The organism is Isoptericola jiangsuensis, assembly GCF_002563715.1.
Classification (GTDB): domain Bacteria; phylum Actinomycetota; class Actinomycetes; order Actinomycetales; family Cellulomonadaceae; genus Isoptericola; species Isoptericola jiangsuensis.
Window position 1 is genome coordinate 713,387 of record NZ_PDJJ01000001.1, and the last position, 21,506, is coordinate 734,892.

18 protein-coding genes are annotated in these 21,506 nt (G+C 75.2%); 9 read left to right on the forward strand and 9 right to left on the reverse strand.

Translation table 11 applies throughout. The annotated features are described in order from the left end of the window. Nucleotides 1-9: 9 nt before the first annotated feature. Nucleotides 10-1,146 carry a Gfo/Idh/MocA family protein gene (locus ATJ88_RS03255; RefSeq protein WP_098465084.1) on the reverse strand — a complete coding sequence of 379 codons (1,137 nt, stop codon included), beginning with the start codon at nt 1,144-1,146 and terminating at the stop codon, nt 10-12. A gap of 238 nt (nt 1,147-1,384) precedes the next feature. Between ATJ88_RS03255 and ATJ88_RS03260 the strand changes: the two genes are divergently transcribed. Both ATJ88_RS03260 and ATJ88_RS03265 read left to right on the forward strand, forming a co-directional pair. After that, on the forward strand, nt 1,385-2,404 hold the full coding sequence (locus tag ATJ88_RS03260; RefSeq protein WP_098462593.1) for a LacI family DNA-binding transcriptional regulator: 1,020 nt from the start codon (nt 1,385-1,387) through the stop codon (nt 2,402-2,404). A gap of 98 nt (nt 2,405-2,502) precedes the next feature. Continuing rightward, the gene (locus tag ATJ88_RS03265; protein ID WP_098462594.1) at nt 2,503-4,527 is read left to right on the forward strand and encodes an ABC1 kinase family protein; all 2,025 of its coding nucleotides are present in this window, start codon (nt 2,503-2,505) and stop codon (nt 4,525-4,527) included. Nucleotides 4,528-4,577: 50 nt separating this feature from the next. Here ATJ88_RS03265 and ATJ88_RS03270 read toward each other — a convergent pair whose 3' ends face one another. Both ATJ88_RS03270 and ATJ88_RS03275 read right to left on the reverse strand, forming a co-directional pair. Then, complete coding sequence (locus ATJ88_RS03270) at nt 4,578-5,783, reverse strand: glycosyltransferase (protein WP_098465085.1); 1,206 nt, start codon at nt 5,781-5,783, stop codon at nt 4,578-4,580. A gap of 202 nt (nt 5,784-5,985) precedes the next feature. Further along, nucleotides 5,986-6,606 (reverse strand): uridine kinase family protein, encoded by a 621-nt coding sequence (locus tag ATJ88_RS03275; RefSeq protein ID WP_098462595.1) that lies wholly within the window; start codon nt 6,604-6,606, stop codon nt 5,986-5,988. 170 nt (nt 6,607-6,776) lie between these two features. On the opposite strand from ATJ88_RS03275, the gene ATJ88_RS03280 reads away from it, so the two are divergent. From ATJ88_RS03280 to ATJ88_RS18980, 4 genes are all read left to right on the forward strand, one after another. Further along, entirely contained in the window at nt 6,777-7,370 is a 594-nt protein-coding gene (locus ATJ88_RS03280) for a TetR/AcrR family transcriptional regulator (RefSeq protein WP_098462596.1), read from the forward strand. 124 nt (nt 7,371-7,494) lie between these two features. Next, nucleotides 7,495-8,649: an FtsX-like permease family protein gene (locus tag ATJ88_RS03285; RefSeq protein WP_098462597.1), complete on the forward strand. Its 1,155-nt coding sequence runs from the start codon at nt 7,495-7,497 to the stop codon at nt 8,647-8,649. After that, complete coding sequence (locus tag ATJ88_RS03290; protein WP_098462598.1) at nt 8,646-9,356, forward strand: ABC transporter ATP-binding protein; 711 nt, start codon at nt 8,646-8,648, stop codon at nt 9,354-9,356. The genes ATJ88_RS03285 and ATJ88_RS03290 overlap by 4 nt, the downstream gene beginning before the upstream one ends. Nucleotides 9,357-9,367: 11 nt before the next feature. Next, nucleotides 9,368-10,351, forward strand: a complete 984-nt coding sequence (locus tag ATJ88_RS18980) for an alpha/beta hydrolase (RefSeq protein WP_098462599.1) — start codon at nt 9,368-9,370, stop codon at nt 10,349-10,351. On the opposite strand, the gene ATJ88_RS03300 is transcribed toward ATJ88_RS18980, so the two are convergent. Genes ATJ88_RS03300 through ATJ88_RS03310 form a run of 3 tightly spaced genes read right to left on the reverse strand, consistent with a single transcriptional unit; the run spans nt 10,348 to nt 13,510 of the window. Beyond that, nucleotides 10,348-11,118 carry a LutC/YkgG family protein gene (locus ATJ88_RS03300; protein ID WP_098462600.1) on the reverse strand — a complete coding sequence of 257 codons (771 nt, stop codon included), beginning with the start codon at nt 11,116-11,118 and terminating at the stop codon, nt 10,348-10,350. The two genes, ATJ88_RS18980 and ATJ88_RS03300, sit on opposite strands and share 4 nt — an antisense overlap. Then, nucleotides 11,115-12,704 (reverse strand): LutB/LldF family L-lactate oxidation iron-sulfur protein, encoded by a 1,590-nt coding sequence (locus tag ATJ88_RS03305; protein ID WP_098462601.1) that lies wholly within the window; start codon nt 12,702-12,704, stop codon nt 11,115-11,117. Before ATJ88_RS03305 ends, ATJ88_RS03300 begins: the two co-directional genes overlap by 4 nt. Next, entirely contained in the window at nt 12,701-13,510 is an 810-nt protein-coding gene (locus ATJ88_RS03310; protein WP_098462602.1) for a (Fe-S)-binding protein, read from the reverse strand. The genes ATJ88_RS03305 and ATJ88_RS03310 overlap by 4 nt, the downstream gene beginning before the upstream one ends. A 116-nt stretch (nt 13,511-13,626) precedes the next feature. Between ATJ88_RS03310 and ATJ88_RS03315 the strand changes: the two genes are divergently transcribed. After that, a complete protein-coding gene (locus ATJ88_RS03315; RefSeq protein WP_098462603.1) occupies nt 13,627-14,370 on the forward strand; it encodes a FadR/GntR family transcriptional regulator in 744 nt (247 codons plus the stop codon). A gap of 203 nt (nt 14,371-14,573) precedes the next feature. Continuing rightward, nucleotides 14,574-18,548 carry a metallophosphoesterase gene (locus ATJ88_RS03320; RefSeq protein ID WP_141538600.1) on the forward strand — a complete coding sequence of 1,325 codons (3,975 nt, stop codon included), beginning with the start codon at nt 14,574-14,576 and terminating at the stop codon, nt 18,546-18,548. Nucleotides 18,549-18,599: 51 nt separating this feature from the next. On the opposite strand, the gene ATJ88_RS03325 is transcribed toward ATJ88_RS03320, so the two are convergent. Genes ATJ88_RS03325 through ATJ88_RS03335 form a run of 3 tightly spaced genes read right to left on the reverse strand, consistent with a single transcriptional unit; the run spans nt 18,600 to nt 20,187 of the window. Next, a complete protein-coding gene (locus tag ATJ88_RS03325) occupies nt 18,600-19,571 on the reverse strand; it encodes an NAD(P)-dependent alcohol dehydrogenase (RefSeq protein ID WP_098462605.1) in 972 nt (323 codons plus the stop codon). Then, nucleotides 19,568-19,792, reverse strand: a complete 225-nt coding sequence (locus tag ATJ88_RS03330; protein ID WP_098462606.1) for a helix-turn-helix transcriptional regulator — start codon at nt 19,790-19,792, stop codon at nt 19,568-19,570. Before ATJ88_RS03330 ends, ATJ88_RS03325 begins: the two co-directional genes overlap by 4 nt. Next, nucleotides 19,786-20,187, reverse strand: coding sequence for a hypothetical protein (locus ATJ88_RS03335; protein ID WP_245852095.1), 402 nt, complete (start codon nt 20,185-20,187; stop codon nt 19,786-19,788). Before ATJ88_RS03335 ends, ATJ88_RS03330 begins: the two co-directional genes overlap by 7 nt. A gap of 157 nt (nt 20,188-20,344) precedes the next feature. On the opposite strand from ATJ88_RS03335, the gene ATJ88_RS03340 reads away from it, so the two are divergent. Further along, nucleotides 20,345-21,370: a 3-oxoacyl-[acyl-carrier-protein] synthase III C-terminal domain-containing protein gene (locus ATJ88_RS03340; RefSeq protein WP_098465087.1), complete on the forward strand. Its 1,026-nt coding sequence runs from the start codon at nt 20,345-20,347 to the stop codon at nt 21,368-21,370. Nucleotides 21,371-21,506: the final 136 nt, after the last annotated feature.

The window sequence follows — 21,506 nt, forward strand, 5'->3', positions numbered from 1 at the left end:
CGGTGGCGCTCACAGGGTGATCTCCGGGACGTCGAGGCGGCGGCCCTCGGCGGACGACCGGAGGCCGAGCTCGGCGAGCTGGACGCCGCGGGCGGCGGACAGCAGGTCGAACCGGTGCTCGCGGCCGGCGACGACGTCGCGCAGGAACTCCTCCCACTGCAGCTTGAAGCCGTTGTCGAGGTCGGCGTTGGCGGGGACCTCGGACCACTGGTCGCGGAACGGCTCGGTGACGGGCAGGTCGGGGTTCCACACGGGCTTGGGGGTGTGGGCGCGCTGCTGGGCGACGCACTTGCGCAGGCCGGCGACGGCGGAGCCGTGGGTGCCGTCGATCTGGAACTCGACGAGCTCGTCGCGGTAGACGCGCACGGCCCAGGAGGAGTTGATCTGCGCGACGACGGGGTCGCCGTCGGGGGTCTCGATCTCGAAGATGCCGTAGGCGGCGTCGTCGGCGGTGGCGGTGTACTCCTTGCCCTGCTCGTCCCAGCGGGTGGGGATGTGCGTGACGGTCTGGGCGTTGACGGTGCGCACCTGGCCGAGGATGCCCTCGAGGACGTAGTTCCAGTGGCAGAACATGTCCGTGGTCATGCCGCCGCCGTCCTCCTTGCGGTAGTTCCAGGAGGGGCGCTGGGCGGGCTGGTGGTCGCCCTCGAACACCCAGTAGCCGAACTCGCCGCGCAGGGACAGGATGCGGCCGAAGAACCCCTCGTCGACGAGGCGGCGGAGCTTGACGAGGCCGGGCAGGTAGAGCTTGTCGTGGACGACGCCGGCGGTGACGCCGGTGGCCTCGCGGAGCTGGGCGAGGGCGATCGCCTCGGGGAGCGTCTCGGCGGTGGGCTTCTCGGTGTAGACGTGCTTGCCGGCCTTCATGGCGGTGGACAGGGTGGCGGCGCGCAGGTTGGTCATGGCGGCGTCGAACACGATGTCGGTGTCGGCGGCGTGGATGGCGCCGTCGAGGTCCGTGGTCCACTCGGCGACGTCGTGCTTCTTCGCGAGCTCGGCGAGCTTGGCCTCGTTGCGGCCGACGAGGATCGGCTCGACCTGCACCCGGGTGCCGTCGGGGAGCTCGACGCCGCCCTGCTCGCGGATGGGCAGGATCGAGCGGACGAGGTGCTGGCGGTATCCCATGCGGCCGGTGACGCCGTTCATGGCGATGCGCAGGGTGCGGGTAGTGGTCACTGCGAGGACTCCTTCGTCGGACGCGCGAGTGGTGCGAGAACTCTTCGGCGCTCCCGCTGCGTGCCGTCGGCAACGGAATGCGCTTTCCGTCTCCCACGGTAGGGTCTCGCCCGGTGGCACGTCAAGCGGTCACCGTGGTCGCGGCCCTAGGATCGCGCCGACAAGGACGCGCGGACGCCCCGACGTCCCACCGACCAGGAGGTGGCAGGTGGCCAGAGCTCGGCTGCAGGACGTCGCGGACCGCGCCGGGGTGTCCCTCGCGACCGCGTCGCGCGTGCTCAACGGGTCGGCGCGCCAGCCGGGCCCCGATCTCGTCGACAGGGTCCGCGCCGCCGCCGACGACCTCGGCTACGTCGTCAACGCCCAGGCCCAGGCGCTCGCCCGCTCCCGGACCGGCCTGCTCGGCCTCGTCGTCCAGGACATCTCCGACCCCTACTTCTCCACCATCGCCGCCGGCGCGCAGGCCGCCGCCCGCGAGCGCGGCCGCATGGTGCTCCTCGCGTCCACCGACCGCGACCCCGCCGCCGAGCGCGACGCCGTCGCCGCGTTCGCCGGGTACCGCGTCGACGCCGTCGTCGTCGCCGGCACCCGCTGGTCCGCCGCGGAGGACGCCCCCGTCGCCGCCGAGGTCGCCGCGTTCCAGGCGTCCGGCGGCCGGGTCGTGGTCGTCGGGCAGCCGCTCGGCACCGCCGGCGTCGTCCACCCGCCGAACGTCGACGGCGCCCGCGCGCTCGCCGAGGCGCTGGTCGGCCAGGGGCACCGCCGGTTCGTCCTGCTCGGCGCCCCCGAGCGGGTCGTCACCGCCCGGGAGCGCACCGACGCGTTCGCCGCTGCGGTCGCCCGCTCCGGGGCGGAGGTCGTCGCGCTCGTGGCCGAGGAGTTCTCCCGCGACGGCGGGTTCGCCGCCGGCGACCGCGTCGCCGAGCTCGCCCGCGCCGCCGCGGCGGACGGCCTCGACGCGCCCTGCGTCTTCGCGGCCAGCGACGTCATGGCCATCGGCCTCGTCGCCCGGCTGCGCGAGCTCGGCCTCGCCGTGCCCGCCGACGTGGCCGTCGCCGGGTTCGACGACATCCCCACCCTGCGCGACCACGCCCCGTCGCTGACCACGGTGCGCATCCCCTTGGAGGACATGGGCCGGCTCGCCGTGGCGGCCGCCGTGGCCGAGGACGAGGGCGGGTACGTGGAGGTCGCCCACGAGGTCGTGCTGCGGGAGTCCACCGCCCGCTGACCCGGTCGGCGCCCGCTTCGTGCCGGTTCGCCCGGCCCGCGGGAGCCGGTTCGTCCGTTCGGATCGCACCGGACCCCCGGCTCCGGTTGTCTGGGCGCATGCAGCAGATCTCCGGCTTCCTCACCGGGCTCGTCGGGCTCGTCGCCACCGCCGTCATGCTGGGGCTGCTCGCGGCCACCTCGCGCCGCGTCATGGGCGCACCGGTCGGCTGGGTCCGGGCCGGGATCGTGTCCTTCCTGACGCTGAGCGCCGGGTCGGCCGCCCTGACGTACGGGCTCGCGGAGAACGGCTGGGCCGACGCCGACGGCGACCTCACCGTCCACCCGCTGGTGGCGCTCGCCGCGATCGGCCTCACCTTCGCCTGGGCGTACGTGCTCGGGCTGTGCGTGCTCCTCGTGCTCGAGCTGCTCGTCCCCACCGGGGCGGTCCCCGGTCCGTGGCGGGCCTTCCAGGGCCTGCGCCAGGGGCGGCGCGAGTCCCGCCGGTACACGCAGATCCTCGCGATCGGGGCGCGCCACGGCCTCGGCGGCACCCTGCGCCGCGGCGCCCGGCAGGCGGACGGGACCCGGACGTCCCGCACCGACGAGCGCCGGCTCGCCGAGGGCCTGCGGGACACCCTCAGCGACGCCGGGGTGACCTTCGTGAAGTTCGGGCAGGTGCTCTCGACCCGGCGTGACCTGCTCTCGCCGACGGTCGCGGACACCCTCGCCACGTTGCAGAGCGAGGTGCCGCCCGCACCGTGGGCCGACGTCGAGGCGGCCGTCGTCGCCGCGCTCGGCCGCCCCGTCGACGAGGTGTTCACCGAGTTCTCGTCGGAGCCGCTGGCGTCCGCGTCGGTCGGGCAGGTGCACGTCGCGCGGCTGCCCGACGGGCGGGAGGTGGTCGTCAAGGTGCAGCGGCCCGGGGCGCGCGACCAGGTGGAGGTCGACCTGGCGATCCTCGGCCGGTTCGCGCGGCGGCTCGAACGGGACACCGCGTGGGGGCGCAACCTGGGCGTCGTCGCGCTCGCCGACGGGTTCGCCGACATGCTGCACGAGGAGCTCGACTACCGGCGCGAGGCGGAGAACACCCTCGCGCTGCGTGCCACGATCGAGGACGCGCCCGCCGGGACGGTGGGCCGCGTGGTCGTGCCCGACGTCGACCTCGACCTGTCCGGCCGGAGCCTGCTCGTGCTGGAACGCCTCCGCGGCACCCCGGTCGGCCGGGCCGAGGACGTCCTGGCGCGGTTCGACGCCGACCAGCGGGCCGAGCTGGCGCGCAGCCTGCTGGCCGTCGCGCTCGACCAGGTGCTCGCCGCCGGGACGTTCCACGCCGACCTCCACCCCGGCAACGTGCTGATCGCCGACGACGGCACGATCGGGCTGCTCGACATGGGCGCCGTGGGACGGCTCGGCGAGCCGGAACGGCTCGGGATCGCCGTGCTGCTGCTCGCCATCGACGGCGACGACGCCGTCGCCGCGACCGACTCCCTGCTGGAGCTGCTGGAGCCCCCGGCCGGGCTGGACGCCCGCCGCCTGGAGCGCGCCGTCGGGCAGCTCCTCCTGCGGTTCCGCTCCGGGGCCGCGGTGGACGCGTCCTTCGCGGCGCTGTTCCGCCTGGTGACGGACGCGGGGTGCGCCGTCCCGGCGAACGTGGCGTCCGCGTTCCGCACCTTCACGTCCCTGGAGGGGACGCTGCGGCTGCTCAGCCCCGGCTTCGACCTCATCGCCGGGGCGCGCGAGGCGTCGCGGCCCGTCGTGGACCGGCTCGTCACCGTGGGTGCGCTGCGCCGCAAGGTCACCCAGCAGCTCGTCGGGCTCGCGCCGGAGGTCGAGCGGTTCCCGCGGCGCGTGACGCGGCTCGTCACGGACCTGGAGCAGGGCCGGTTCACGGTGCAGGTGCGCCCGTTCGCCGACCCCGGCGACCGGGCGTTCGTCACCGCGCTGGTGCAGCAGGTCGTGTCCACGGTGGTGGCGTCGGCGGCGGTCGTCGCGGCCGTGCTGCTCATGGTGGCCGAGGGCGGCCCGCAGCTCGGGGACGGCGTGGCCGTGTTCCCGGTGCTCGGGGCCGCCCTCGGGTTCGCGGGGACCGTGCTGGGCGTGCGGGTGCTCGTCTTCGCCTTCCGCGGGCTCCCCGCACGCTGACGACGGCGGCCGCCGGGCCGCCGCCGGTCGACGGTCGACGGTCGGGTCGGTCAGGCCGCGACGACGCGCAGCCCGGACCCGCGCACGGCCTGCTCCAGCACCTGCGCGTAGCCGGACAGCATGCGGACGTGGCTGAACCGCTGCCGCGCGTGGGTCAGCGCCCCGCGCAGCTCGCCGCGGCGCGCCGCCGCCTCGATCCACGTCTCGGCGATCTCGTCCGCGTCGAAGCTCGTGACGAACCCGATGCCGTCGACGATGCGCGCCGAGTCGCCCACCGGCGTCGTCACGGGCACCGCGCCGCACATCGCGCCCTCGATGAGGCACAGCGGCGCCGCCTCCCCGAACGCGGAGGTGAGGGCCACGACGTCCGCCATCGAGAACACGGTCTCCATGTCCCGGCGCACCCCCTGCGGGTGGACGCGGGCGAGCAGGTCGGGGCGGCCGCCGAACGCCTCGGCGAGGTCGGCCACGAGGCCGGGGTTGTCCGTCGACATCCCCGCACCGCACATCATGACGTGACCGCGCGGGTCCTTGTCGAGGAACGCACGCGCCGCCGCGAGGAACAGGCGCGGGTTCTTCATCTCGTCGTAGCGGGCCGCGTAGGCGACGAGCGTGGCGTCGGCGGGGACGCCGTGCGTGCCGCGCAGCGCCATCCGGCGGGCCCGGCGCACGGGGTGGAACCGGGTCAGGTCGATGCCGTTCGGCACGACCCGCAGCAGGTGCTCGGGCACGCCCGCGGCCGCGTAGGCGTCCTTGGTGGACTCCGCGCAGCAGATCGCCGCGGCGAGGCGTCCCGAGCCGGCGGCGGTGAGGAGGTCGTCGAGCGCGGCACCGGAGTGCTCGGGGTCCGAGCGGTGCAGGCACGCGACGACGGGGCGGTCGGGGAAGCCGGCCTGGTTGACCAGGCGCAGCGGCTGCTCCTTGAGCGACAGCACGACGTCGACGCCGGTCGCCTCGCGGACCGCGACGTCCATCTCCGCGTCGGTGAAGGTCCGCGGGTCATGGTCGCCGTCGGTGGAGCGGCCGAGGGACGCCACGCGGACGCCGATCGCGCGCAGCGCGCGGTAGCGGGGGTCGTCCGTCATGTGCTGCAGCATCGACTCGCGGCGCACCGTGCTGTGGATGCTCAGCGCGGAGTGCTGCTGCTGGCCGTGCGCGTGCAGGCCGGACACGACGGTCGTGTGCAGGACGCGGGCCCCGCCGGAGAAGAATCCCTCGTACAGGGACAGGACACGAAGAGAGCTGTGCTCGAACACGCTGACCACCTCCTGGAACAACAGTGACGCCACGGAATGTGGCAGGGATGACCGTCGTGTTAAGTCTTCATGACGCTTTCCGGGCGCAATGAGGGCAGAACCCAGGAAAGGGGGCGCGCTTGCGGCGCGAGGTGCGACTGGTGACGACGGTGTTGTTCAGCGATGGCACGAGGTACGTAACGACCACGACGGTGGGCACACACTAAGCCACGCGACGGATCTCCCGCTCGGCGACCGCCGGCGTCAGCGGACGGCAGCCCTGCTCCGCCCACCGGGCCACCAGCGCGGGCTCGGATCGCATCAGCCCCCACCCCCGGCGCAGCAGCGTCGGCAGGGGCTTGCGGGACTCCGCGACGTCCCGCAGGAGGCGGAACCAGAACGTCACCATCCGGGGACGCGCGACGCAGATCGCGTCCGCCAGGAGCCCCTCGGCGCGCAGCCGGGCGACCAGCTCGGCGGCGAACACGCCCTCGGCCACGACCACCCGCGACCCCTGCGTCTCCACCGTCGTCGTGCCCGTGCGCCGCGACGTCGGGATGTCGTACACCGGCACCTCGGCGTGCCCGGTGGTGACGAGCGTGCGCAGCGCGTCGGTCGCGGCGTCCGCGTCCCAGCTCGCCGGGTCGTCCCAGTCGACGATGCCGAACCGCTGCGGCATGCCCGGGTGGTCGTGGTCGCGGTAGAAGTCGTCGAGCGCGACCGTCGGCAGGCCGAGGCGGCGGGTGAGCGCCGACTTGCCGCACCCGGACGGGCCGGTGAGGAGCACCACGCGGGTGCCCGGGCGGCGGGCGGCGGGCGGGACGTCGAAGAGCGCGTCGGTCACGGAGGTCCATTCTCCCCGACGTCGGGCCCCGCGGCGGGGCGTGGGGCCGCAGGGCTCCTAGGCTGGGTCCCGTGCCGACCTGTGAGACCCTGACCGCCGCCGCCCCCGCCGGGCCCGGCCTGCCGAGCGACCGCGCCCTCGTGGCACGGGCCGGCTGAGCGGGGGCGGGGATGCCGAGGATCACCGAGGCCACGGTCGTCGAGCACCGGGAGGCCCGCCGCGCGGCGCTGCTGGACGCGGCACGCGAGCTGCTCACCGAGCGGCCGGAGGAGGCGCCCGCGCTGGGGCTCGTCGCGGAACGGGCGGGGATGTCGCGCTCGGCCGTCTACCACTACTTCCGGTCGCGCGAGGACCTGCTCGACGCGCTGATCGAGGAGGCGTTCCCGCGGTGGGAGCGGCGTCTCGGCGCGGCGATGGAGGGCCTGGACAGCCCGCGGGACAAGGTGCTCGCGTTCGTCGGGGTCAACCTCGCGCTGGTGGCCGACGGCGAGCACGCGCTCGCCCAGACGCTCGCCACGGTGGTCCAGACGGAGGAGATGGCCCGGCGCGCGCGAGCGTTCCACGAGGGGCTGCTGAGCCCGCTGCGCGAGGCGTTCGACGAGCTGGGTGTCGCCGACGCCGGCGCCATGATCGACCTGGTCAACGCCCTGGTGCTCGCCGCGGCGCGGCGGCTGGAGTCGACGGGCGACCTGGAGGCCGCGCAGCGGTCCGTGGTCGACCTGCTGGACCCGTACCTGCGCGCGCAGGAGCTGCCCGGGCACTGACCCGGCCCCCCGGGTGTGCGACACGTCACCGTCCCGGGCCTGGCCGCCGTCATCTTTGTCGACGTACTGTCGACAACTATGTCGACGCCGCGTCGACATCTCGCCCCCTCGTCGAAGGACTCCGATGTTCCTCGCCCTGCGCGCCCTGGGTCATCAGCGCGGACGGTTCCTCCTCATGGGAGCCGTCATCGGCCTGCTCGCCCTCCTCACCGTCATGCTCTCCGGCCTGTCGACCGGACTCGTCAACGACGGCGTCTCCGGCCTCCAGCACCTGCCCGCCTCTGCCGTCGCGTTCGACGAGGGCACCAAGGAGGACAACGGGTTCTCCCGCTCCGTCGTCGACGCCGACCAGCGCGACGCCTGGGCCGCCCAGGACGGCGTCGCCGACGCCGAGCTGTTCGGCGTCTCCCTCGTCAACGGCACCACCACCGACGGCGAGCAGGTCGACCTCACCCTGTTCGGCGTCGACCCCGGCTCGTTCCTCGCCCCCGAGGCCGCCGAGGGCGACGGCCTGGCCACGCCCGGCGGCATCGTCGTGTCCGACACCGCCCGCCAGGAGGGGATCGAGATCGGCGACACCGTCGAGCTCGACCGCGTCGGCACCGAGCTCACCGTCGTCGGCTTCACCGGCCGGCAGGACACCTTCGGCCACGTCGACGTCGCCTACCTGCCCCTGGCCACCTGGCAGTACCTCGCCACCGGGCGCTCGCTGCCGGGCGAGCCCACCGCCGACCTCGTCGCGGCCGACCACGTCGACACCGCCAGCGTCGTCGCGCTGCGCACCGCCGACGACGCCGACCTGGCCGACGCCGTCGACGTCGCCGCGGGGGACACCGCGGCCGGGACCACCACGCGCACCCTGGACGAGGCCTTCCACGCCTCGCCCGGCTACACCGCGGAGACCACGACGATCGAGATGATCCAGGTCTTCCTCTACGCCATCGCCGCGCTCGTGGTCGGGGCCTTCTTCTCGGTCTGGACGGTGCAGCGCCAGCACGAGCTCGCCGTGCTGCGGGCCGTCGGCGCGCCCACCGCGTTCCTCCTGCGTGACGGCGTCACCCAGGCCGCCACCGTCCTCGCGGTGTTCTCCGCGCTCGGCGTCGGCGCAGGCGTCGGCCTCGGCGCCCTCATGCCCGCCGGCATGCCGTTCGCCCTCGAGGCCGCACCCGTCGCCCTGGCGACCGCCCTCATGATCGGCCTCGGCCTCCTCGGGGCGGCGCTCGCCGTGCTCCGCATCGTCCGCATCGACCCGCTCACGGCTCTCGGAGGCCAGCGATGAACGTCCAGACCACCACCCCGCCCCGCCCCGCCGGCACCCGCACCGACGCCGGCCTGCGGCTCCAGGGCGTCACGCTCGACCTCGGCGACGGTGACCGGACCGTCCACGCCCTCGACCACGTCGACCTCACCGTCGACGCCGGCGAGCTCGTCGCCGTCGTCGGCCCGTCGGGCGCGGGCAAGTCCAGCCTGCTGGCCGTCGCGGGCGCCCTCACCGGCGTCACCTCCGGCACCGTGCGGGTCCACGGCACGGACCTCGCCACGCTCGGCCCCCGCCGGCGCGCCCGGTTCCGGCTCACCGAGATCGGGTTCGTGTTCCAGAGCGGCAACCTCGTGCCCGCCCTCACCGTCGCCGACCAGCTCCGCCTGGCGCGCCGCCTCGCCGTCCGCGGCGCCTACGACCCGATGCCGCTGCTCGACGCCGTCGGGATGGCGCACAAGGCCGACCGGCGACCCGCCGAGCTCTCCGGCGGGGAACGGCAGCGCGTCGGCATCGCCCGCGCCCTGGTCAACGACCCGTCCGTGCTGCTCGTCGACGAGCCCACGTCCGCCCTCGACCGGCGCCGCAGCCAGGACGTCGTGCGCCTCCTCGCCGAGCGCACGCACGCGTTCGGTGTGGCGACCGTCATGGTCACCCACGACCATGATGTCCTCGGTCACGCCGACCGCGTGGTCGAGATGACCGACGGTCGGCTCCAGGCACTCTGAGGACAGGACAGGTGGCGGACGTGGTGAGCGAGCGCGAGGAACCGGTGGTCGCGCAGGACCGGCCGGGCTGGTGGACGTGGACGGTGCGGGCGGTGGCCGCCGCCGGGCTGGTCGTCGTGGCGTGGGTGCTGCTCACCGGCTGGGGGGCCGTGGTGCACGGTCACCCGCTGTACGCGGTGCTGCTGGCGCTGACGGTGGTCGGCTGCGGGGTCGCGCTGTGGCGGGCGGCCCGCCCGCGGACGCCGCGCGCCGGATGGCGTCGCGTGCTCGGTGTCGTCGGGCTGGTCGCGGCCGTCGCCTGGGTCGCCCTGGTCGCGTGGCTGCGCCCGTTCACCGCGGAGCAGCCCGCCCTCGACGCGATGACGTCCGACGACGCCGTCACCGTCACCGAGTCGGCGACGCGCATCGAGCTCGAGCCCGCCGGCGGCGGGGACGCCACCGCCCTGCTGTTCCAGCCGGGCGCGAAGGTCGAGGCGCGCGCCTACGCGGCCGTGCTGCGGCCCGTCGCCGAGGCAGGGCACACCGTCGTCGTCGTCAAGCAGCCGCTCGGCATCGGGTTCCTGTCCACGGGCGCCCTGGACGCCGCGCGCGCGGCCCGGCCCGACGTCGAGCGGTGGGTCGTCGGCGGGCACTCCCTCGGCGGGGTGGTCGCGGCGACGGAGGTTGACGCCGCCGACTCCGACGCCGTCGCCCCCGCCGCCGGGCTGCTGCTGTACGCCTCCTACCCGGCCGGGGACGTCAGCGGGACCCTGACGGCGCCCGTCGCGTCCGTGTCGGGGTCGCAGGACGGCCTGTCCACGCCCGCGAAGGTCGAGGCCTCGCGTGCCGACCTGCCGCCGGACGCCACGTTCACCGTCGTCGACGGCGCCGTGCACGCGTTCTTCGGCGACTACGGCCCCCAGCCCGGCGACGGCAGCCCGACGATCCCCCACGACGACGCCCGCGCGCAGATCTCCGCCGCCACCGTCGCGTTCGTGGACGAGGTCGCGGGCTAGGCCCCCGGCACGGCGGCGGCGACCGCGGCGAGCACCAGCACGTGCAGCGTGCGGGGCCCGTGGACGCCCTCGACGCGGTCGAGCTCGATGTCGCTGGTGGCGCTGGGGCCGGAGATCCACGTCTGCGGACGCTCGGGGTGCGCGGCCAGCAGCCGGATCATCTCCGGCACGGTCTGCACGACCTGGTCGGTCCGCACCACGCACAGGTGCACGTCGGTCACCAGGGTGATCGCGCGACGGCCCTGGTCGGGACCGGCGTCGAGCACGATGGTGCCGGTCTCGGAGCAGGCCACGCGTGCGGCGGTGAGCACGGCGGAGGTCTCGTCCAGCGCGGTCGCGGTGAGCGGCGCGTCGGGGGAGTCGTGCCGCACGGCGGCGGGGTCGAGGTCGCGCAGCCAGGCGGGGTCGAGGCCGGGCGGCACGACCACGGTCGCCCCGGCGGGCGCTGCGGCCGCCGACCCCTCGGCACCGGCGGCCCCGTTCCCGTCCTCGTCGCGCGACGTCAGGTCGTCGAGGAGACGCGCGACGACGGCGGGCAGCTCGGCGTCGGTGACGTGGTGCACGTGCGCCCGGTAGTCCACCAGCCGGTCCACGAGCTGCTCGACGACGGCCGCCGAGCCGGGGGCGTCGGCCCCGGCCACCCGGTAGGCACGCGGCACGACGACCGGGGCGGGCGCCACTCCCACGCGTCCCGCGGGCGTCGTGCCGACGCCGGTCTCGCCGAGCGCCGCCCGGACCCGCTGCAGCACGTCCTCGCGCGCGCTCATCGTCCGCCCCCGTCCGTCTCGTGCGTGTCTGTGCCGGTCGTCCCGGCGCTGCTCTCGTGCTCGGCCATCCACTGCCGGAACGTCTGTCGCGGCGGGGCGGGCAGGTCCCGGTCCCGCGTCCACGCGGACGCGGGCGGCGGGGCCTTCGCGATGACGCCGTCGCGGCCGCCGAGGACGTGCCCCAGCGTGGCGGCACGTCCGGCGAGGCCGAACCGGTCGCCGTCGGACATCACCCAGGACGCGGCCTTCATGGCGGCGCGCCACGGGTCGACGGCACGGCCGCGGTCGGCGTCGACCTCGCGGGCGCGCAGGTCCACGAGGATCGACGGGATGTCGATCTTCACCGGGCAGACGTCGTAGCAGGCGCCGCAGAGGGTGGAGGCGTACGGCAGGGACGCGTTGACGTCGTCGGCGCCGGACAGGCCACCCGTGGACGCCGTGAGCTGCGGGGTGAGGATCGCGCCGATGGGCCCGGGGTAGACCGAGCCGTAGGCGTGGCCGCCGACCCGCTCGTACACGGGGCACACGTTGAGGCACGCGGAGCAGCGGATGCAGTGCAGGGCGGAGCGCCCGACCTCGTCGGCGAGCACGTCGGTGCGGCCGTTGTCGAGCAGGATCAGGTGGAACTCCTGCGGCCCGTCGCCGGGCGTCACGCCCGTCCACAGGGACGTGTACGGGTTCATGCGCTCCCCGGTGGAGGACCGGGGCAGGAGCTGGGCGAACACCTCGAGGTCGGTGTACGTGGGGATCAGCTTCTCGATCCCCATCACGGTCACGAGCGTCTCCGGCAGGGTGAGGCACATCCGGCCGTTGCCCTCGGACTCGACGACGGCGAGGGTGCCGGTGTCCGCGACGCCGAAGTTCGCGCCGCTGACGGCGACCTTGGCGGTGAGGAACTTGCGGCGCAGGTGCGCGCGGGCCGCCATCGCCAGCTCGCGCGGCACGTCGGACAGGTCGGCGGGGGCGTCGGCCATCCGCTGCCGGAAGATGTCGCGGATCTCGGTGCGGTTGCGGTGGATGGCGGGCACGAGGATGTGCGACGGCATGTCGTCGGCGAGCTGCACGATGAGCTCCGCGAGGTCCGTCTCGATCGCGGCGATGCCGTGGTCGGCCAGGTGCTCGTTGAGGCCGATCTCCTGGGTGGCCATCGACTTGACCTTGACGACCTCGTCCGCGCCCTTCGCGCGCGCGATCTCGGTGACGATCGCGTTCGCCTCGGCGGCGTCCCGCGCCCAGTGCACGGTGCCGCCGCGCGCGGCGACGTTCTCCTCGAGCCGGGCGAGCAGCGCGGGCAGGTTCGCCATGACCTGCTCCTTGACGGCGGACCCGGCGTCCCGCAGTGCCTCCCAGTCGGGCACCTCGTCGACCACGGCGGCGCGCTTGGCGCGGATCGTGCGGGTGGCGTGGCCGAGGTTGCGGCGCAGCTGCTCGTCGCGCAGCGTCCGCCGCGCCGCGGCCGGGAACGCGGGCCCCCAGCGCAGCGGCTCGTCCGGGTGGGGGACGGGGCCGAACGGTGCGGCGGCGTCGTCGCGGGCGTGGTCGTCGTCGCGGCGGCGCAGGCCGGGCAGGCCGAGGAACGTGCTCATCGGGTCACCTCCACGGTGCCGGCGCCCGCGCCGGACCGGACGCGGGGGAGCGGGGTGGGTTCGTCGCGGGTGGACGCCAGGACCTCCGCCAGGTGCAGGGTGCCGACGCCGGACCGCTGCCGGGACAGCCCGCCGCCGATGTGCAGGAGGCAGGACATGTCCCCGGCGGTGACGACCTCGGCGCCCGTGGAGCGCACGGCGGCGGTCTTGTCCGCGAGCATCGCGGCCGACGTGTCGGCGTTCTTCAGCGCGAACGTGCCGCCGAACCCGCAGCACGACTCGGCGCCGGGCAGCTCGACGAGGTCGATGCCCTCGACGGCGCGCAGCAGCCGTTCGGGTCGGTCCCCGACCCCGAGCATGCGCAGCGAGTGGCAGGTGGGGTGGTAGGTGACCCGGTGCGGGAACCAGGCGCCGACGTCGGTGACGCCGAGGACGTCGACCAGCAGCTCGGACAGCTCGTACGTCCTCGCCGCGACCGCGTCGGCGGTGGCGGCGAGGTCGTCGAGGCCGGCGCGGCGGCACACCATGGCCTGCTGGTGGCGGATCGACCCGGTGCACGAGCCGGACGGGACGACGACGGCGTCCCACTCGCCGTCCGCCACCGGCGCGAACGTCGTGACGTGGTTGCGGATCACGGGCACGGCCTCGGCGACGTAGCCGGTGTTGACGTGCATCTGGCCGCAGCACGCCTGGGCGCGGGGGAAGACGACCTCGTGGCCGAGGCGTTCGAGCAGGCGGACGGTGGCGCGGGGCGCTCCGGGGAACAGGGTGTCGGCGATGCAGGTCGCGGCGAGGGCGATGCGCACGTCCGGCTCCTTCGTCGGGCGGTCGGGGACCGTCCCGGGGCGCCGGGAGGCCGTGTGGTCGGACCACGATAGCCCATCTCGTCCCCGTGGTCAGACCACGACGATAGGATCGGGACGTGCGCACCCACGAACGAGTCCTCGCCCAGATCGAGGCCGACCTCGCCGCCGGACGGTGGGGACTCGGCGAACGCCTCCCCGGCGAACGGGCGCTCGCCGAGGAGCTCGGCGTCTCCCGCCCCTCCGTGCGCGAGGCCGTCCGCATCCTCGAGGCCCTCGGCATCATCCGCGCCGGCGTCGGCTCCGGCCCCGACGCCGGAGCCGTCGTCATCGACCGGCCCGCCGCCGGCCTCGGCGCCGCCGTGCGCTGGCACGTCGCCTCCGGCACGCTCCCCGTCGCCGACGTCGTCGCCACCCGCGCCGCCCTGGAGACCTGGGCCGTCGGCGACGCCGCGCGCCGCGTCGGCCCCGACGGCCACAGCACCGCCGACGATCACGCGCACGACGACGCCGTCCGCGCCGGGCTCTCCACGGCCGCCGACCTCCTGCGCCGCATGACACCCCCCGAGGTGCCGTCGGACGAGTTCATCCGCCTCGACCAGGAGTTCCACCTCGAGATCGTCCGGCTCGCCGGCAACCAGCTCGTCGAGGCCATCCTCATCGGCCTGCGCAACGCCGTCGCCTCCTACGTCACGCGCGGCGCCGAGGCCCTGCCGTCCTGGCCCACGACCGCCGCCCGCCTGTGCACCGAGCACGGCGCCATCCTCGACGCCGTCACCGCCGGCGACGCCGACCGCGCCGTGCGCGCCACCGCCGACCACATCTGGGGCTTCTACCGCGAGACCGGCCTCGCCGGGGCGTAGCCCGCCCGCGCCCCGACCGGCGCACCGGCGATCCGAACACCCGGCGAACGGCCGGTGCCCGGAGTTCTCCCCGGCGTCAGCCCGAGTCCGCCCAGCCGTCGCCCGACGTTCCTCCCGAGTCCGCCCCGCCGTCACCCCGCGCCGAGAGCGTGGTCCGGGCGGCGCCCGCCGCCCGCGACGACGGACGGACGGACGGTACGCGCATGCGTCCCAGCAGCGGACGGAACACGACAGGTCGCCGACGACGGGCGGTGCTCGCCGCGACGGCGGCGCTCGCGGTCGGCCTCACGGGGGCGACGCCGGCGCTCGCGGCACCCGGGGCCCCGGCGGGGCGGCACGACCGGCCGGACCGGTGGTGGGACGACCACGCCCCGGCCGCGACGGCCACCGCGCCGACGCTGGCCCCGCGCGACGGCGCACACCTGGACGGCACGGTGCAGGTCACGGCGGACCCGACGACCCCGGACGACCCGGTGACGGTGCTGCGCGTGGACGACGTGGTGCTGGCGGCCGAGCCCGATCCCGGCACGTCGACCCTGGCGTTCGACGTCGGATCGAACTCGGCCGACGCGGCGTTCGGCAACCACCTGCTCGTCAACGGGCACCGCATCGACCTCGGCACCACGGTCGTCTCCGAGCGTGTCGAGGTGGACGTGCCGAACGACGTGCTGCGCGCCGGCGCGAACACGGTCGAGGTCGTCGCGGGCGGCGCCGAGTCGTCGTGCGGCGTCAACCTGGACGACTTCGACGTCTCCGACGTCACCCTGACGACGCTCGACGGCGAGGCCGACGGGTCCACGAACGAGTTCGTGTACTCGATGGGCGACGGGTCGTGCGGCACGAACCAGGGGCGGCTCGCGTCCGCGACCCTGACCTTCGACGTCGCCGCGGACCCCGCACGGACCACGGGCCTGCGCGCCGACCTCGACACGACCACCCTGGCGAACGGCCGGCACACCCTGGTGGCGACGACCGCCGCGGGCGGCCACGCCGAGCACGAGGTGCGGGTCAACAACGCGCCGGTGGACGCCCCGGCGGTCTTCCCCACCGACGGCACCCTGGCGGTCGGCACCCAGCCGGTCCACGCCGCCACCCCGGCCGGCGCGGACGGCGGGACGGCGTCCCTCACCGTCGACGGTGCGCAGCCCCCGGCTGCCGCCACGCTCGGCGACGGCGCCGCCGTGCTGTCGTTCGACGTCGGCTCCAACGGCATCGAGGCCCGCTACGGCAACCACCTGCTGGTCAACGGCACCCGGGTCGACCTCGGCGGCGACCACACGGCGCGCCGCGTCGACGTGCAGGTCCCGAACCGGCTGCTGCACCCCGGCGAGAACGAGATCGTCCTCGTCGCCGGTGACGTCACCTCCGCCTGCGGCACCAACCTCGACGACTTCACCGTCTCGGACGTCGTGCTGACGCCGGCGGTCGGGTTCGCCACCGCCGACCTCGCGCCGTCCTACGCGATGGGGGACGGGAGCTGCGGCTCGTCGAGCACGAGCCTCGCGACGGCGACGTGGACGTTCGACGTCGACGCCCCCGCCGCGACCGCCTACCGCACGGCGGGCAGCGGCACCGCCCGCCTGACGTTCGACGTCGGGTCCAACTCGCTCGAGGCCCGGTACCGGTCCTCCGTGCTCGTCAACGGGCGCACCGCGTACATCGCGGAGGACTTCGTCTCCGAGCGGGCCGTGGTCGAGTTCCCGCACGAGTGGCTCCAGCCCGGCTGGAACGCGATCACGCTCGTCGCGGGCACGTTCGTCACCTCGTGCGGCGAGAACCGGGACGACTACACCGTCGGTGACGTCCGGCTGGAGGTGGCCGAGGGCACCGCCACCGTCCCGGGCGGTGGGTCGTCGTGGTCGATGGGCGACGGGTCGTGCGGGTCGAGCGCCACGCCGCTGCGGCAGGTCGACGTCGGCGCGTTCGTCGAGACGGCGGCGCGCGGCCTGCGGGTGGACGTCGACACGACCGCGCTGGCCGACGGCGAGCACCGGGTGGCGGCCACCTCGACGTCCGGCGCCGAGGCGACGCGCACCCTCGTCACCGACAACGCCGGGCCCGTGGTCGCCACCAGCGTCCCGGCGGCCGGCGCCACCCTCACCCGGGCGGTCCCGCTCGCCGTCACCGTCGAGGACCCGGCCGGGCTCCTGACCGACCCGCGGGTCACGCTCGACGGCGAGCCCGTCGAGCCCGGCACCCCCGTGGGACCCGGCCTGGAGCCCGGCGAGCACACGCTGGCCGTCGAGGCGACGGACGGCGTCGGGAACACCGCGACCCGTGAGGTGCGCTTCACGTCCGCCGGGATCCCCGACGCCCCCGCCGACCTGGCCCCCGCGTCCGGCGCGACCGACGTCGGACGTACCGCCGAGCTGTCCGCACAGGTGTCCGTGCCCGGCGGCGGCGACGTCACGGCGTCGTTCTCCGAGACCCGGATCGTCACCCCCGACCGGGCGTGGCAGGGCACCGCCGACGCCGTGCCCACCGGGTTGTCCCCCCGCGGCGAGCGCCGCGCGAGCACCCGCGCCCTCGCTCCGGCCGACGGCCGCACCCTCGACTCGCCGTCCTCGCCGGACGTCACCTACCAGCGGTTCGAGGTCGCGGTGGGCCGCCGGTCCGCCGACCCGGTGCTGCGCTGGTCGGGCACCGTCGACCCCGACCGGGTGGTCACCCTGCACGCGTGGGACCACGACGCCGCACGGTGGGACGTCGTCGCGACGTCCCGCGGCGCCGTCGAGGGTGACACGGTGCTCACCGGTGCCGTGGACGGCGACCACGTCGAGCGGGGCACCGTCCAGGTGATGGTCACCGGTGAGGACCCGATGGCGGACGACGTCGAGCACGAGGTCGCCGACGGGTTCGCCGACCCCGCGGACCACGACTTCTCGCTCGTCCACCTCACGGACACCCAGTACCTGTCCGAGGGCGCCGTCGAGCAGGAGACCGCCGCCGAGCGGGAGGTGTGGGAGTCCGCCTACCGCGGCGTCGCGCAGTGGGTCGCCGACAACGTCGACGAGCGCAAGATCGCGTACGTCGCGCACACCGGCGACATCATCGAGAACAACATCCGCAGCACCACGACGCCCGCCGAGGTCCAGCGGGTCCGCGACGAGCTCGCCGTGTCCTCACGGGTGCAGGAGATCATCGAGGCGTCCGGCGTGCCGAACGGCGTCGTCGCGGGCAACCACGACAACCAGACCGGCACCCAGGTCGGACCGGACTCCCCGTACAACGAGTTCTACGGGCCGGCCCGCTACGAGGCGCTGTCCGCGGGGTGGCAGGACGCGTCCTACGGCGGGCCCTGGCGCCCGGGGGACAACGAGAACCACTACGACCTGTTCTCCGCGGGCGGGCTGGACTTCGTCGTCGTCGGGCTGTCCTACGGGGTGACGCGCGAGGAGACGGCGTGGGCGTCGTCCGTGTTCGAGCGCTACCCCGACCGCAACGGCATCCTGCTCACCCACGACTACCTGCAGCCCAGCACGGCGGTCGACGGGCGGGACGCCGCGCTGTCCCCGGTGGACGGCGCCACCCTGTTCAACACGGTGGTGGCCCGGAACCCGAACGTGTTCCTCGTGCTCGGCGGGCACCGGCACGGCGTCGGCACCAACGTCAAGGACGCGGGTCACGGCTCCGGCGACGCCGTGGTGGAGATGCTGGCCGACTACCAGTTCTACACGGTGTCGGCCGACCGGCTGGGGCTCACCGAGGTCGGCGGGTACGCGCCCGACGACCAGCTCCGGTTCGGGGCGAGCTTCTTCCGCCTGCTGCAGTTCGACGTCGACCGCGGACTCATGACGGTCGACACGTACTCGCCGCTGCTGGACGAGTTCGGCGCGACCGAGCACGACGACGAGCAGCGGTACGACGGCTCCGAGGACGACACCGTCGTGCCGGTGGACCTCAGCTCCCGCACCACGTCGGTGTCGACCGACTCGCTCGCGGTCCACGTGCCGCACCGGGAGGTGGGCGAGCGGACGGTGGCATCCGGCGACACGGCGCGCGTCGTCTGGAAGGGGCTGCGTCCCGACGCGGCGTACGCGTGGGTCGTCACCGCCCGGTCGGCCGGTGGCGGGGTGACCACGTCCCTCCCGCAGGTGTTCGTCACCACCGACGACCGGGGGCGCCCCGGCCGCTGGGAGCGTCACCAGGACGTGGGGCGGTTCTTCCGCGACCGGTGACGGCCGTGCGGCAGGGGCGGGGCGGCGCTCGTCGCCCCGCCCCCGCCGTCCTCACCGGTGCGGCAGCACCACCGTCTTGCCGCGGGCGTGCCCGGCGCCGAGCTCCCGCACGGCGTCGGGCACCTCGTCGAGGGGGCGCACCCGCTCCACGGCGGGGACGAGCCGGCCGTCCGCGACGGCGGCGGCGAGCTCGGTGAGGTCGTCCGGCCGGGTGACGGCCACGATCCCGTGCAGGCGCTGACGCAGGAACGGCGACCACAGGGCGCCGCGCAGGGACCGTTCGGCGCCGCCGAGGAACCCGGTCGTCGCCACGCCCGCCCCGACGAGCACCATCGTGCCGCGCGGGGTCAGGGCCCGGCGCAGCTCGCGCAGGGGACGGTTCCCCGCGACGTCGACCACGACGTCGTGCGCCCCGGCGGCGGTGACGGGCTCGCGGGTGTGGTCGAGGTGCCGGACCGCGCCCAGCCGATGCACGAGGTCGGCCTTGTCGGGGCCGGCGACGGCGGTGACCCGGGCGCCCGCCGCGGTGGCCAGCTGGACGACGTACGACCCGACGCCGCCGCCCGCGCCGGTGACGAGCACCGTCGCGCCGGGGGCGAGGCGGGCCGCGCGGACGGCGGCGAGCGCGGTGGTGCCCGAGACGACGAGGGCGGCGGCGTCCTGCGGCGTCACCGCGGGCGGCCGTAGGGCGAGCTTGTCGGCGCGCGCGACCGCGACCTCGCCGAACGCCCCCTGGCCGGCACCGAACACCTCGTCCCCGACCGCCAGGGCGGTGACGCCCTCACCGACGGCCACGACCTCGCCGGCGAGCTCCTGCCCGGTGAGCGGCACGCGGGGGCGGGCGAGGCCGAAGCCGAGCCGTGCGACGACGGGGCGGCCCGTCGTGCGGTACCAGACGGACGCGTCGAGGGCGGCGGCCCGCACGCGCACCGTGACCTGCCCGCGGCCCGGCCGTGGCTCGTCGACGTCGGCGAGCCGCAGCACGTCGGGGCTGCCGTAGGCGTCCTGCACGATCGCTCTCATGACGGGTCCTCCTCGTAGCCGAACACCTGGTCGAGCGGTTCGCCGAACACGCGGGCGATCTGGAACGCCAGCTCGAGGGTGGGGGAGTAGCGGCCCTGCTCGATGGCGATGACGGTCTGGCGCGAGACCCCGACGCGGGTGCCGAGCTCGGCCTGGGTGACGCCGTGGGTCTCGCGCAGGTCGCGGATCCGGTTGGTCACGCGGGTGGGTGGCCTCACCATCCCGGGACACCCCCGCGGTAGAGGCCGATCCGGGCGAGGGCGCCCAGCACGGCGGCGAGGACGAACGCCAGGTAGAGGGTGTTCGCGATCCAGAACGTGGGCACGTCGGCCAGGGCCAGGCCGAGGGCGGCCAGCGCCCCGATGACGACGAGCGCGTTGCCGATGGCCTCGGCGCGCCCGTCGATCTCCCGGTCGCGGGTGTCGGCGGGGTCCTGGCGCCGGCGCAACAGCGCGGCGGTCACCAGGGTGGCGGCGCCGGCGCCTCCGAGCGTCCACAGGACGAGGTCGGCGTAGGGGGTGGTGGCGAGGGGCTGGCCGTCGGCCCTGGCCAGCAGCAGGACGAGGTAGGTGGCCCAGGCGGCGGGGGCGACCCCGAGCTGGACCCAGGCCGACATCTCCCGAGGTTCCATCATCAGCTCCGATGTCAAGAATCTTCGACATCTCGACGGTAGGGCCCCACCCCGACCGTGTCAAGGATTCTTGACAATCGGGAGCCGGTGCCGGGTGGACGACGGTGCCGGGCCGCCCCCGCGACGTGCCATGATCGGAGACATGCTCACGCTGCCTGCCGGTGCCGCCGGCTCCCGGATCGTCGGAATCGGGCACCACCAGCCCGACAAGGTGCTCACCAACGACGACATCGCCCGACTCGTCGAGACCAACGACGAGTGGATCCGCTCCCGCACCGGCATCGTGACGCGCCACGTCGCCGCCGACGACGTCACCGTCGCCGACATGGCCACCGCCGCCGCCCGGCACGCCCTCGCCGACGCCGGCGTCCCCGCCGACGACGTCGACCTCGTCATCGTCGCCACCACCACCGCCGCCGACCGGTCGCCGAACACCGCGGGCCGCGTCGCCTACGCGCTGCGCACCGGCGTGCAGCCCGGCGCCAGCACCCCCGAGGGCGAGGAGGAGCCCGACCTGCGCGACGTCGTCGGGCCCGGCGTCATCGACGTCAACACCGCCTGCTCCGGCTTCGCCTACTCCCTCGGCCTCGCCGACCAGGCGATCCGGGCCGGCACCGCCCGCACCGCCGTCGTCATCGGCTCCGAGAAGCTCACCGCCGTGACGGACTGGAGCGACCGCTCCACCTGCATCCTCACCGCCGACGGCGCCGGCGCCGTCGTGCTCCAGGCCGCCGACACCCCCGCCGTCGGGCCCGTCGTCTGGGGCTCCGAGCCCGAGATCACCCCCGCCGTGCGCATCGAGGCCCCCGCCGACCGGTTCGCGCAGGACGGCCGCGCCGTCTTCAAGTGGGCCATCACCCGGGCCGCCGACCGTGCCCGCCGCGTCGTCGAGGCGTCCGGCCTGTCCCTCGACGACATCGAGGTGCTCGTCGCCCACCAGGCGAACCTGCGCATCATCGAGCCGCTGGCCAAGGGCCTCGGGCTCGAGGACAAGATCGTCGTCACCGACATCACCGAGTCCGGCAACACCTCTGCCGCGTCCATCCCGCTCGGCCTGTCCAAGTGGTGGCACGCCGGGAACGTCCCCGCGGGCGTCCCCGCCCTCCTCTTCGGTTTCGGCGGCGGCTTCACCTGGGCCGGCCAGGTCGTCATGACCCCCACCCGCTGACTGGCGCACCCGAGCGCTGACTCGCGCCACCGAGCGCTGACTCGCGGGCCCGGTGCCCGCGAGTCAGCGCTCTTCTGCGCGAGTCAGCGCTGATTCCCGCGAGTCAGCGCAGTTCTTGCCGGCCCGGCGTGGGCGG

What these genes read in the sequence shown, in the direction of transcription:
- ATJ88_RS03255 (WP_098465084.1), bottom strand. Translation starts at nt 1,146, where the DNA reads ATGAACGGCGTCACCGGCCGCATGGGATACCGCCAGCACCTCGTCCGC.
- ATJ88_RS03265 (WP_098462594.1), top strand. Translation starts at nt 2,503, where the DNA reads ATGCAGCAGATCTCCGGCTTCCTCACCGGGCTCGTCGGGCTCGTCGCC.
- ATJ88_RS03280 (WP_098462596.1), top strand. Translation starts at nt 6,777, where the DNA reads ATGCCGAGGATCACCGAGGCCACGGTCGTCGAGCACCGGGAGGCCCGC.
- ATJ88_RS03285 (WP_098462597.1), top strand. Translation starts at nt 7,495, where the DNA reads ATGTTCCTCGCCCTGCGCGCCCTGGGTCATCAGCGCGGACGGTTCCTC.
- ATJ88_RS03290 (WP_098462598.1), top strand. Translation starts at nt 8,646, where the DNA reads ATGAACGTCCAGACCACCACCCCGCCCCGCCCCGCCGGCACCCGCACC.
- ATJ88_RS03300 (WP_098462600.1), bottom strand. Translation starts at nt 11,118, where the DNA reads ATGAGCGCGCGCGAGGACGTGCTGCAGCGGGTCCGGGCGGCGCTCGGC.
- ATJ88_RS03305 (WP_098462601.1), bottom strand. Translation starts at nt 12,704, where the DNA reads ATGAGCACGTTCCTCGGCCTGCCCGGCCTGCGCCGCCGCGACGACGAC.
- ATJ88_RS03320 (WP_141538600.1), top strand. Translation starts at nt 14,574, where the DNA reads ATGCGTCCCAGCAGCGGACGGAACACGACAGGTCGCCGACGACGGGCG.
- ATJ88_RS03325 (WP_098462605.1), bottom strand. Translation starts at nt 19,571, where the DNA reads ATGAGAGCGATCGTGCAGGACGCCTACGGCAGCCCCGACGTGCTGCGG.
- ATJ88_RS03330 (WP_098462606.1), bottom strand. Translation starts at nt 19,792, where the DNA reads ATGGTGAGGCCACCCACCCGCGTGACCAACCGGATCCGCGACCTGCGC.
- ATJ88_RS03335 (WP_245852095.1), bottom strand. Translation starts at nt 20,187, where the DNA reads ATGTCGGCCTGGGTCCAGCTCGGGGTCGCCCCCGCCGCCTGGGCCACC.
- ATJ88_RS03340 (WP_098465087.1), top strand. Translation starts at nt 20,345, where the DNA reads ATGCTCACGCTGCCTGCCGGTGCCGCCGGCTCCCGGATCGTCGGAATC.